This window comes from Pontibacter sp. MBLB2868 (assembly GCF_051904785.1).
Classification (GTDB): Bacteria; Bacteroidota; Bacteroidia; order Cytophagales; family Hymenobacteraceae; genus Pontibacter.
Window position 1 is genome coordinate 3,794,230 of record NZ_CP196710.1, and the last position, 12,883, is coordinate 3,807,112.

The 12,883-nt window shown below is 50.4% G+C and carries 10 protein-coding genes; all 10 read left to right on the forward strand.

The window, feature by feature from the left end:
* The first annotated feature begins 22 nt into the window (after positions 1–22).
* The 10 genes from ACSX1A_RS16230 (at position 23) to ACSX1A_RS16275 (ending at position 12,679) form a co-directional block, all read left to right on the forward strand.
* Complete coding sequence (locus ACSX1A_RS16230; RefSeq protein ID WP_439880691.1) at positions 23–2,317, forward strand: S41 family peptidase; 2,295 nt, start codon at positions 23–25, stop codon at positions 2,315–2,317.
* A gap of 75 nt (positions 2,318–2,392) precedes the next feature.
* A complete protein-coding gene (locus tag ACSX1A_RS16235; RefSeq protein ID WP_439880692.1) occupies positions 2,393–3,388 on the forward strand; it encodes an AAA family ATPase in 996 nt (331 codons plus the stop codon).
* Positions 3,389–3,519: 131 nt separating this feature from the next.
* Positions 3,520–4,059: a hypothetical protein gene (locus ACSX1A_RS16240; protein WP_439880693.1), complete on the forward strand. Its 540-nt coding sequence runs from the start codon at positions 3,520–3,522 to the stop codon at positions 4,057–4,059.
* A 29-nt stretch (positions 4,060–4,088) separates the two neighbouring features.
* Positions 4,089–4,703: a hypothetical protein gene (locus tag ACSX1A_RS16245; protein ID WP_439880694.1), complete on the forward strand. Its 615-nt coding sequence runs from the start codon at positions 4,089–4,091 to the stop codon at positions 4,701–4,703.
* Between the two features lie 39 nt (positions 4,704–4,742).
* Positions 4,743–5,636, forward strand: a complete 894-nt coding sequence (locus ACSX1A_RS16250) for a DUF58 domain-containing protein (protein WP_439880695.1) — start codon at positions 4,743–4,745, stop codon at positions 5,634–5,636.
* A gap of 60 nt (positions 5,637–5,696) precedes the next feature.
* Complete coding sequence (locus ACSX1A_RS16255; RefSeq protein WP_439880696.1) at positions 5,697–6,431, forward strand: class I SAM-dependent methyltransferase; 735 nt, start codon at positions 5,697–5,699, stop codon at positions 6,429–6,431.
* Positions 6,432–6,461: 30 nt separating this feature from the next.
* Positions 6,462–7,967, forward strand: coding sequence for a BatA domain-containing protein (locus ACSX1A_RS16260; RefSeq protein WP_439880697.1), 1,506 nt, complete (start codon positions 6,462–6,464; stop codon positions 7,965–7,967).
* Positions 7,964–10,129, forward strand: coding sequence for a DUF4175 family protein (locus ACSX1A_RS16265; RefSeq protein ID WP_439880698.1), 2,166 nt, complete (start codon positions 7,964–7,966; stop codon positions 10,127–10,129). The genes ACSX1A_RS16260 and ACSX1A_RS16265 overlap by 4 nt, the downstream gene beginning before the upstream one ends.
* Positions 10,130–10,351: 222 nt before the next feature.
* Positions 10,352–10,855 (forward strand): DUF1905 domain-containing protein, encoded by a 504-nt coding sequence (locus ACSX1A_RS16270; protein WP_439880699.1) that lies wholly within the window; start codon positions 10,352–10,354, stop codon positions 10,853–10,855.
* 9 nt (positions 10,856–10,864) lie between these two features.
* Positions 10,865–12,679: a hypothetical protein gene (locus tag ACSX1A_RS16275; protein WP_439880700.1), complete on the forward strand. Its 1,815-nt coding sequence runs from the start codon at positions 10,865–10,867 to the stop codon at positions 12,677–12,679.
* The last annotated feature ends 204 nt before the right edge of the window (positions 12,680–12,883 follow it).

Consider the following 12,883-nt stretch of genomic DNA (forward strand, 5'->3'; position numbering starts at 1 on the left):
CCATAACGCTATAACCAAAACTATGAAACTAAAATCGCTTCTACTTCTCCTGCTTTTAGTAGTTGTTAACACATCCTTTGGTCAGTCTCAGAAAATAGACAACGCCACAGCCTTCACAAAACTATATGGTTACGTCAGGTACTTCCACCCTAGCGATGAAGCCGCAGCAGTGGACTGGAACCGGTTTGCTATTTACGGCCAGCAGCAAGTGGCAAATTGCCAAACACCCCAGGAACTGCAAAAGACACTAACGGCACTTTTTCAGCCCATTGCACCAACAGTTAAAGTATACCTGGAGGGGGATGATGTGAAGTTCAACGCAAAAGAACTTACGCCATCAAAAGTTAAGAAGTATAAAACAGTAGCATGGCAGCATCAAGGCCTTGGCATGGGCGATAAACGAAGTCCTTATAAAAGCACCCGCACCAACAGAGCTATTACTTATAAAACTGCCACAGCTAAGTTCGGGTCTGCAGCCACAACAATAGACGCTACCAATTATATAGGCAAAGAATTTGTGTACAAGGCTAAAGTAAAGTTGGCAGAAGGCCCAGGAACAGGGCATTTGTGGGCTCGTGTAGATAACTCCAATAGCAAATCGATCTTTTTTGACAACATGAGCGACCGCCCAATTAAGTCAGAAACTTGGGCATACTATGAGATAAAGGGCAAGATAGGTTCAGATGCCAAACAATTGCACATCGGCGCCTTCATTATAGGCTCAGGTGAGGTTAACCTGGATGATGTAAGCCTGCAAATTAATGACAATGGCACCTGGAAAGAAGTATATGCAGAGCAGTTTAATAACCAGAAAGTTGGTGAAACGTCCAGGTCTTTCAGCAACGACCGCGCTAATAACAAGCCTTCACCTGGTTACCTTTTTACCATCACACAAAATACAGGCAGCGAAGAAAACAAGTGGTACTCTATCAAAAGTGAAAAGGCAGCAGAAAAGCAGAAAAAGCCCGAACTCCTGTATCAGGCATACCCGAAAGTAGGCGAGTACACTACAAAAACAATCGGAGGTGGCCTGAAAGCTGTTGTCCCGTTAGCGCTTTACGGCACCAAAAACCAAACATACCCTGCTGCAGACAAGGCATCGCTAGAGGAGCTTAAGAGCAACCTGGAAGCAATCCCAGCGCAAGAAATTGTCGGAGCTGATCTATACACCCGGTTAGGAAACATTACCATCGCCTGGAATGTCTTTCAGCACTTCTATCCATACTTTAATGTAGCTCAAACAGATTGGGGCCAAGACCTGCGCGACGCTCTTGCCAGAGCCTACACAGACAAAACAGCGGTTGATTTTCAGGGGAACCTGCAGCAGCTTATCGCCAAACTAAAAGACGGCCATATACGTGTAGCCGCCGGCGAAAGCAATGCAACATATCAACCACCAATCGAGTGGGAATGGATAGAAGGCAAGCTTGTAATTACCGATGTGCTTGACGCATCAACACCGCTTAACAAAGGTGATATAGTTACAGGTATAAACGGCATATCGGCAGAAGCCTACTTTGCGGAGGTAAATAAGTATATCTCAGCAGCCACCAAAGGCTGGCTTAACTACAGAGCCAAGACAGAATCGCTGCTAGGTGAAGAGGGTACAGAAATGAATTTTACTATTTTAAAGCCTGATAACTCCACATCAGAGCTACGGCTCAAGCGATCACTCTCCAGAATGAAGATTGTTAGTGCTTTACCGCAGTCAGATAACATCAAAGAATTGGCAGATGGCATCATGTACATCAACCTAGATGTAACGCCCATGGAAGAAATTGAAAAAGCAATGCCACAGTTGCAGCAAAGCAAGACTATTATCTGCGATTTGCGGGGGTATCCTAAGGGTAACCATGAGTTTATCCAGTACCTGTTGCCTTCGGCCGATACATCCAGGCAATGGATGCAGACGCCGCAAATAATTTATCCTGATCAGGAAAGGCTGGTTGGCTACAAAAAATCAAGCTGGTTAATGAGACCCAAGAGACCACAGCTAACTGCTCAGATCATCTTTCTGATAGACGGACGCGCCATTAGTTATGCCGAAAGCTACATGAGCTTTATTGAACACTATAAACTGGCCACCATTGTAGGTCAGCCAACGGCAGGCACCAACGGCAACGTAAACCCTTTTACATTACCCGGCGGCTACTACATCTCCTGGACTGGCATGAAAGTACAGAAACATGACGGTTCGCAGCATCACGGAATAGGTATACTACCAAATGTTTATGTAGAGAAAACGATTCAAGGCATACGCGAAGGACGTGATGAGTTTTTAGAAAAAGCGATGGAGATAGCGACTAAAGCACTTTAAAACACCAGACGCTCACAGCGAGCGAAACTCCTGTGAGCGTCTTAACCAATTACCATAGTCATCACAAAGTATAAAATGACTGAAAAAGACATACACCACCTGCTGGGCAAACTACCACAGCTAAAGCAGGAGATACAGAAAATAATCGTAGGCCAGGAAGAGGTGCTCGACGAGGTACTGATCACGATGATGGCTGGTGGGCATGGTTTGCTGGAAGGCGTGCCAGGCCTGGCTAAAACCTTGTTGGTGCGCACCCTCAGCAATGCCATGGATTTAGGTTTCCGGAGGATACAGTTTACCCCGGATCTTATGCCGACTGACATACTAGGCACTGAAGTGTTGGAGGAAGACCATGCCACTGGCAAGCGCTTTTTTAAGTTTAACGAAGGACCGATTTTCTCAAACATAGTATTGGCCGATGAGATAAACCGTACGCCACCCAAAACGCAGGCCGCCTTACTGGAGGCCATGCAGGAGCACGAGGTAACCTATGCCGGAAAAACGTACTTTCTGCCGAAACCCTTTTTCCTGCTGGCTACCCAAAACCCGATAGAGCAGGCCGGAACTTACCCGTTGCCTGAGGCGCAGCTGGACCGTTTCCTGCTATTCATCAAAATAAAGTACCCAAGTGAGCAGGAGGAGCTAAACATACTATCCAGCACTACCGGCACGCGGCAGGCGCAGGTGCAGCCCATACTTAGCGGCGAAGAGGTAATGCTGCTGCGGCAATTGGTGCGCGAGGTAAGCATCAGCGACGAGCTTTTGGGCTTTGTAAACCAGATCGTACGCGCCACCCGCCCCGACAGCACACCTATTGATTTTATAAAGCAGTATTGCCGTTGGGGAGCCGGACCTCGCGCCGGGCAGGCACTTATACTTACCTCCAAGGCCAGAGCTTTGCTGCACGGCCGCTTCGCTGTAACTGTGGATGATATCAAAACCATGGCTTACCCGGTGCTGCGCCACAGAATACTGGTAAACTTTACGGCAGAGGCAGAGCGTGTAACGCCAGACAGGGTAGTAGATGAACTGCTGCAAAGTATAAAGTTGCCGAAAGAGGTGTTGGTTTAATGGCGCGAGCGTCCTCGCTCGTGACTAACTATAGCAGGGGCCTCTGGCCCAGTTTGTTCTGCACAAAGTGGCCAGAGGCCACACGATAATAAACACGAGCGAGGACGCTCGCGCTATAAAAGTAGAAACAGATGGAAGAGACGGATATTATAAAGCTGACGGAAACAGGAACCAACCTCCTGCGGAAGATGCTGGGAGAGCGCATCTGCTATTTCTTTACAGATACGATAAAGGTAGAAGCGTCCGGCAGCAAAGTGCTGTACTGGGCACCGGAGTTCGCCATCGGCCTGAAAACCAACCGGGGGGACCAGAGCTTCATCAACATCAGCGCCGACTACAAGCTTTCTCCCAGATCCTCGACAACCTACTATGGCTTCGAGATAGAGGAAAGCAAAGTGCCGCTTCGCAAAGAAAAACTACTGCAGTCGGGGCTTTGCTCCGAGATAAAGGTGCTGTCGTCGCAGGTGCTGATGCTGGAGATCTACCAGGACTGGAACCAGGAGTTTGACGAAGCCATCCACTACGACGCCGCCATCGTGCTCTACACCGACACCCAAAAATACATGCTCAAAGTACGTGAGGAGTTAATTGGCGGAGTAGATATTATACTTGATGAGGCTACTATTGAAGCGGAACTGGTGGATTTAAAGTTGCGGCAGAGTTTGGTGTAGGTTTTATGAAGTATAGCAATCCATATAAGATGTTTAGAAATCAAACAAACCTGTACATTTTTCTGACAGTAGTGATTTTGCTTCTAATTGTTACTTCTTTTCATTATCTAACAAACTACACTGTCTTTTGGAGCCAGCCTGCTGTAAAGAAAATCACCCAAATAGACAGCACAACGTTTGAGCTACTCGATTATCAACAGAGTCCAGATAGGTGTTGGCATGGACATGAAAACGAAAACCTTTATCTTTTTTACGCTAGCACAACTGACAGAAAAGCCATTGTTCAGTTTTTAGAGGACTTTAAACCTTCAAACAACTGCCATACATTGCTATTTTTTCAACGAGATAAAATGATTGAAGAGAATTGGAAGGAAGCGGTATACTTAAAGTCACCTAACATTGTATTACCTGCGCATGCTTTTGCCTTTAGCTTTCTTGAGCAAGGCAAATATAGTTTAACTGATCTTGCGAATGGAAAACCGAATGGAAAGTTTACAATCTATCATCCAAATAAAAAGCTTTTTATTGAAGCGGATTATGTAAAGGGTATTGCTGAAGGAAAGAGAATAGTTTACCATGCTAATTACATAGTAGAGCAAGTGTGGCAGAATAACGAGTTAGTTTCAATAGATACAATCAGATAATCCTATCCATCCCATTAATCCATAAATCCTGATCCAACCTTGACCACCCACAAATTCATCGATCCGAAAGTATTGGCTACCATAAAAGATCTGCCGCTGCTGGCTAAAACGGTGGTGGAGGGCTTTTTGGCGGGGCAGAACCAGAGTGTGCGGCGTGGGGCGGGGCTGGAGTTTAGCCAATACCGCAGCTACCAACCCGGCGACGATCTGCGTCAGCTCGACTGGAAAATGTTTGCCCGTTCCGACCGCTATTACATCCGTGAGGCCGAAGTAGACACCAACATCACGGTGCGGTTTATACTGGACGGCAGCGCCTCGATGGCACATGAGGATGTGAACGGCATCAGCAAAATAGCATATGCACGGTTTCTGGTGGCTTCGCTGGCTTACCTGGCCACCACACAGGGCGATGCCGTGGGTTTGTATGTAATGCACGAGAACCAGCTTATCAACCTGACGCCGCGCTCCGATAACATGCACCTGCAGCGTTTCTGGCATCAACTGGCAGAAGTAAAACCGCAGGGTAAATTCCCGGATGCACAAACAGCTGCGAACCTGTTTGCCGACAGGCGGCAGAAAGAGCTGACTGTTTTCCTGACGGATCTGTATGAGCATGAAAACGAAATAAAGGACCTGCTTTACAAGTTGGGGGCACAGCGGCACGAACTGCTCTTGTGCCATCTGATGAGCCGGAACGAACTGGATTTCTCCTATAGCGGCACCCTCACCTTCGAAGATCTGGAGACAGGGCAAACGCTGCAGGTAAGCACCGCAGAGCAGCGCAAAGCCTATCTGGAAAAACAAGCGGAATGGCTGCAGGAAACAGAAAAAGATATGCGCGACCACCAGATCGCCTACGACCGTTTTGTAACCGACGAGCCGCTGGACAAAGCGCTCCGCACCTTCCTGCAGAAGCGACTACTGTATGGATAATGTGCTATTATATGAATATCTTGTGTCTTACATCCTGATACTGACGTCTGTTTAAAAACCATGAAAGATAACTTCTCCGGCCACGCAGCTGACTATGCAACCTACAGGCCCACGTATCCGCATGAGCTGATTGCGCACCTGGTGTCTCTGGCTCCTGCGCATCACCTGGCCTGGGACTGCGCTACAGGCAACGGGCAGGTAGCTGTCATGCTGGCCGAATTCTTTGCAGAAGTCGTTGCAACTGACATCAGTGAGCAGCAGCTGCAAAACGCGGTGCAGGCGCCTAACATCCGTTACCTGGCAGAGCCTGCGGAGCACACGTCTTTGCCTGCCGCATCTGTAGACCTGGTTGTGGTGGCGCAGGCGGTGCATTGGTTTGAGTTCGGCTTGTTTTACCAGGAAGTGAAGCGTGTTGTAAGACCGGAAGGTGTGGTTGCCCTCATCGGCTATGGCCTGATCAGAATAAATCCAGCTATAGACGAAGTGATCATGAAACTGTACGATGGGATTCTGAATAGCTACTGGGACCCGGAGCGGCGCTACATCGACGAAGAGTACAGAACCATTCCTTTTCCTTTTGTGGAGTTGGAGGTGCCTCAGTTCAGTATAAACGCCACCTGGACGTTTGGGCAGCTTGTTGGTTACCTGAATACCTGGTCGGCGGTGAAGCATTACGAACGGGAGCATTCTGAAAATCCGGTTGCCATGATAGAACAGGAGTTGCTTGAGGCCTGGGGAAATGCACAGCAAAAAGAAGTAGTATTTGACATTATCGCCCGGGTAGGCAAAGTATAGATCAGTTATTTAAAACTCAGTAATTCAGACTTGACTTTCCTCGCACCATATTGGCTTTTTGCAGCGTCGGCTATACTTGTCCCGATCGCCATTCACCTCTGGAACAAGCGGCAGGGGAAGACGGTGAAGGTGGGCAGTCTGCGCTGGCTGGAGGCCTCGGCAAGCACGCGCTGGAGCAGCATCAAGCTGAACGATGTATGGCTGCTACTGCTGCGTTGCCTTATACTTATATTGCTGGCCGTGGCACTGGCACAGCCGGTTTTGGTACACCAGCCACAACAATCCGAGGCAAAGAAAGCCATCTACGTGGGGCAGGAACTACTCTATACTTCTGCCCTGCAACCTATAAAGCCTGCCATAGACTCGCTTCTGCAACGGGGCTATTCACTGTATGCATATACTGCCGATTTCAGGCAGATAACACCGGAAGCGTGGCAGCAGATCAGTAACCGAACCACAGACACAACCTTGAACTTTAGCGCAAACTACTGGGGCCTGCTGCCTGCACTTTCGGAGAAGTATGATCAGCCGCAGGATAGCGTCTGGCTCTTCACATCGGATCAGCAGCGCTACTTTACCAGTGACCGCCCGGAGAACCTGCCGGAAAACATATACTGGATACCTATTGCCACCAAAGCCACGGCTACCTGGCTGCAGGCAGCCGTGCAAACCTCTCCAGATAGCCTGCTGCTGATCACCGGGCACAGCACCCGCGACGGCATTACATATAACCGCCACAGTATAGGCAAAGCCACACTAAGCCTGAACCTGCCGGGTAAGCAGGTGCTGCAGCTGCAAAGGCAAAACGATTCGCTGCAGGCCGTTGTAGGCAATACTATTAGCAAAGTGCAGGTGCAAAAAGAGCCGTTGCAGATTGCCATACTTCCGGACGAAGCCCATAAGCAGGAAGCGCGCTACCTGAAAGCAGCCATACAGGCGATCAGTAACTATACCCAACTCACGATCCACCTAAAAACCGATACAGCCGCCGCTGATTGGGTATTCTGGCTGCGCAACGCCAAAGTACCTGTAAGCCTGGAGAAGCAAGTAAAGCAGGGGCTGAAGCTATGGGTGCAGCAGGGCGCTGAGCCAACAAAGTTGAACACAAGTATAGCCGGCGCTGCCGGTACAGCCATTAAGGTTCATCAAGTCAGTGCGGCAAACCAGCAAAGTAGTAAAGCTGCTGCGCTATGGACAGCTGCCAACAGTCAACCCATACTTTCCTGGCAGCCAATGGGCCTGGGCAGAATTTATACTTTCAGGAGCGGCTTTAGTCCGGCCTGGAGCGAGTTGGGGCGAAGCGCACAACTGCCGGACTTGTTACTGCCGCTACTACTACCAACCCCGGCAGCAACCTATGACCTGCGGGCACTGGACGAGCAGCAACTGATGCCCAACCAAAGAACTGAAGTAGCAACCGCAGAGGCCTCTAAAACGCAGCGGGAGCCTCTTGTACCCTGGGTAGTGTTGGTGGCGATTATATTATTTTTGATGGAGCGGTTTATCGTAAGCCGACGCAGTAAAGTACAGTCATGAGCCAGTTAGAAAGCATCCATATCCTTCAGCGCATTCGCAGGCAGTACGTGCAGGCGAAGATGTGGCTGTATGCGCTTCAGGCTTTGGCAGCTATACTTTTGGGCACAGCTATACTTTGGCGCTGGCAATGGGAAGTGCCCCTGCTGGTTGTCACGGCGCTGGCGATTATGCTTTGCGGCATTTTATACTTTGCCCTTGCCTGGAAAAGCACTTATAAAACTGATCTGCAACAGGTGGCACGGCACCTGAACAGGCAGTATCCCCAACTGGAAGAAAGTACCGCCCTGTTGCTTCACGAACCCCGGAACCTGCTGGAGCGACTGCAGCAAAAGAAAATAGCAACTATACTTCAGGAACTTCATCCGGAGCAGCAGAAAACCTTCCGTATCCGTGGCCTTGCCAGCTACCTGGCGCTGGGGCTGGCCCTTCTCGTTTCGGCAGGTATTTTATACTTGCCTGCAGCACCCCTGGCAAGTATGGCTGAGCCAGCTAAGGTAAAGCTGGAATTCCCCGGTCAGCCTGCCGCCGTGGCCGATACAGCGGTTAAGATCGAGCGAATCGAAATCACGGTGAATCCCCCAGCCTATACCGGCAAGCAACCTTACCGGGCTGACAATCCGAACCTGCGTGTGGAAGAAGGGGCCACCGTATCCTGGCGCATCGAAACAAACAGGCCTGCCAAACAGATACAGCTGGAGCTGAACGAGCAGAAGCCTCTTTCATTTAAAGCACAAGGAACCAGTTATACTTTATCGCGCAGCTTTACGGCGTCGGCACTTTACACTATTAACCTGGATGGGCAGAAATCCGCTTTTTATACCTTGGAGATCATCCCGGACAATGCCCCAGTCATTCAGATACAAAAGCCGGAGCAGTACACGGAAATCCTTTTCGGCGAACCGCAGCGCGTAAAGCTACAGGCCAGGCTAACCGATGACTACGGCATCCGGGAGGCTAACATGATCGCCACTGTGGCCAAGGGAACGGGGGAAGCCGTGAAATTCCGGGAAGAGAAGATCAAGTTAAACTTAAACGGCAGCCGCCGGAGCTACAGCCTCAGCCAAACCCTGGACCTGCAGAAAATGGGCATGACCTATGGCGATGAGCTATACTTCTACCTGCAGGCCTGGGACAATCACCGGGGCTATACTCGCTCCGAAACATACTTTGTGCAGATAGAGGACACCACGATCGTAGAGGCATCTTTTGATATGTCGATGGGTGTGAACCCGGTGCCGGAGTATTTCCGGAGCCAGCGCCAGATCATTATCGACACCGAAAAACTTCTGAAAGAGCAGCAAAGTATAAGCCGGGCCGTGTTTGAGGAACGCTCCAATAATCTGGGGGTAGACCAAAAGCTACTCCGCCTGCGCTACGGCAAGTTTTTAGGTGAGGAGTTTGAAAGCGGCATCGGTCCGGGAGGCGGCATACCCGAAGGCGCGGAACACCACGACGACGATGGCCACGACCACGGACAGCAACAGGAAAACCCTAACAGCCCCGAAGCCTTGCTCGACCCTTACATCCACAAGCACGACCAGGAGGATGAAGCGACAATTTTCGAACCTGCTGTAAAGGCGAAGCTCAAAGGAGCACTTGCGCAGATGTGGGAGGCAGAATTAAGGCTGCGCACCCATAAACCCAAAGATGCATTGCCATATGAGTACAAAGCGCTCCGGATGCTGAAAGAGGTACAGCAGTCACAGCGGGCGTATGTGGCCAAAACCGGTTTTGAGGCGCCGCCTCTGAAAGAGCCTGAACTGAGGCTGTCAGGGGAACTGGATAAGATCACTGCATCATCCGAAAGGAAAGTAATTGAGCAGGAGCAGAAGCTGCCTCACACACAAACGGCGCTGCAATGGCTGGCAAAGTATAAACAGTCCGGAAAGTATAAACCATCGGATGCGGCTTTGCTGGAGAAGGCCGGGCGGGAGTTGGCTCAGGAGGTTTTGAACAAACCGGGGCAAAATCTGCGTGCCCTGCAGGACCTCCGAAAGCTTATTACAGAGATCAAGGCCGGAGAGAAGCTGTGCAGCTCGTGCTTGATATCCGTGGAGCGGGCGTGGGTTAACCTGCTGCCCGAAGCCGAGAAAACGCCGCAGCCACAGCAAACGGTGCGCAGCAAGCTGGCAAAAGATTACATGAAACGGCTGGAGGAATAACATCCCGCCAGTTTGAGCGCAGCGGTAACTGGTGGTTGGATATAGGGCCAGTTTATAACTGGCGGAAATACCAAAACTTACATACGCCAGTTACAAACTGGCCTCATGGAAAGCCACAAGTTACGCTGACGCTAAACTTGCGGCATGGGCGAATTACAATAGCGTGGGCCTCCGGCCCAGTCGGACTACAAACTAAACTTTAAATTAGCCCGGAAAGAAAGTATGATAGAATTTAACACACATATCAACCTGTTGCCACACTTGCCGGGCATGCATTACCTGGAGGTGCCGCAGGAGATCGTGCAGCAACTGGGCGGTAAGCTGAAGCTGCGTTTGCACTGCACCGTTAACGGCAGCCTTACATTCCAGTGCGGGCTAATGGCTTTGGGGCAAGGAAGAGCTTATATCAGCATCAGCAAGAAAAGAATGCAGGCACTCGGGCTACAATGCGGCGACCAGGCCCGGGTGAAGCTGGAGAAGGATGACAGCAAGTATGGCACCGCTGTACCCGAGGAGTTCGAAGAGCTGCTTCGCCAGGACGATGAAGGAGCGAGGCGGTTCGGATTATTAACAGCAGGCATGCAGCGCTACATCATCAACCATGTAGGGGTGGTAAAGAGCACGCAGCTGCGCGTAGACAGAGCCATTACCCTCATAGAAAACCTGAAGCAGTTGCCTGAGGGCAAAGAGGAGTTCAGGGCGATACTGGGGCTCCCGCCGAGATAGACGAAAGAAATGATAAACGTACCAACATACTTCCCCGGGTTGCTAGCAGCCGCTGTAGTCCTGCTGCTGCTATGGTTGGCATGGCGCAGGCCCAACCGGCAACGACTAGTGTGGCGACTGCTTGCCAGCGCCGTGGCAGGTGTTAGCCTGGTGCTGCTGGTATTTCCGCCTGCTACGCAGCAGGCCATTAGCCCGGGTACGGCTATCCTGCTCACAAAAGGCTATGACTCCGATACACTGGCTGCGCTGCTGCAAGGGCTAGAGGCAAAGCCGCAGGTGTATACTTACAAAACAGCTCCGGCAGATGATGCTGTATCCTTATCAAGCCTACAAAATCTTCGTCAGCAACAACCTGGCCTGCAGACACTGCACCTTTTGGGCTACGGCCTGGATGAAGATGAACTACACCAGTTAGTTAACATCCGGTTACAACCTCACCTCTCAGCCACTCCTGCCGGTGCACAAGGGGTACAATGGCCGCAAAGCGTACATTTTGGTGAAGCCGTGGAGGTAGCCGGTAAGTATACTTCCGGTAAGCAGGCACAAGCAAAACTATATTTGTATGCGGCGGGCAAGGCGCAGGACTCCGTTGCACTACAGCCCGATAGCACGCTCGCTTTCAGGCTTCGCTACACGCCAAAGCAGGCTGGCCGCTTTACCTATACTTTGCTGGCTAAAACAGGAGACCAGGCGGACACGCTTGGCCAGGTGCCGGTGCAGGTAAAGCCGGCGCAGCAACTGGCAATCCTGATGCTGGCATCTGCCCCGAACTTCGAATTCAGGTTCCTGAAAAACCATCTGGCAGCGCTGCAGCACAAAGTAGCACTACGAACCACGGTCAGCAAAGCTATTACCCAAACGGAGTGGCTTAACATGCCTAAAACTGAGCTTACCCGGATAGCACCCAAGCTGTTAAAGTATTTTGATGTCGTGGTTACGGAGCCTGAGGCGCTGGAAAACCTGAGTACTACCGAAAGAACTGCTTTGCAAAAAGCCGTTTCTGAAGATGGTTTAGGTGTTTTAACCATTACCACAGCACCTGCTAACAGCCGTAGCACCGCCTTCTTTACCGCTTTCCAGAGCAGGCGACTCTCGCAGCAGGATACCCGCAATGCCCGCGCCTCCTGGTCGGGCAACACAACTGCTACGGCCACAGCTGCCCCTTACGCACTTATTAACACTACTGCTGTGAATAATCTGGTAGAGGAGCAGGGCAACGTATTGCTGGCAGGAGCAAAAAGAGCAGGTTGGGGAAAAGTGGCTATGAGTTTTGTACCGCAAACGTTCCCGTGGCAGCTGGAAGGCAAAGACGAATTATACTCAAGCTACTGGGCAAACTTATTAGCCGGAGTGGCAAAGGAGCAGGTGCAGGAAAAATTCTGGATGGTAGCGCAACCGCAGGTGCCGCAGCCGGATCAACCGATGGAGTTAGTTTACACAGATTATACTTCTGAGGCGAAGTCTGGTACACCCAACGCTACAATTACGAGCCTGTCCGACTCTGTTAGTATAAACCTGCCGTTGGCCCAAAACATCCATCAACTTGAAAAGTATAACGGCACCTTCTGGCCACGCAGCGGTGGTTGGTACCAGGTTCAGACTCCTGATGCCGAGCCTTATTATTTTTATGTACATGATGCTGTTGATTGGTCTTTTGCCACCATCCAGGCAAGGCAGCAGGCTACATTGGAATACATGGCAAAGCAAAGTACAAGCCCTTCAGAAAGCATTGTCGCTTACAAAGAGGAACCTGTATCGCTAGTCTGGTTCTTCTTGCTATTTGCGTTGAGCAGCGCCTTTTTGTGGCTGGAGGAGAAATTTTAGCGGGGATGTTTACAAGGGTAAAATTGCTTTGCTGTAGAGTTTATTATGTGCAAAATTCCCGGCTATACCGCCAGTTTGAGCGCAGCGGGAACTGGTGGTTGGGTATAGGGCCAGTTTGTAACTGGCGTGTTCCATAATTTTACTTTCGCCAGTTGCAAACTGGCATCAATAATAGCCACAAGTTACGCTCACGCTAAACTTGCG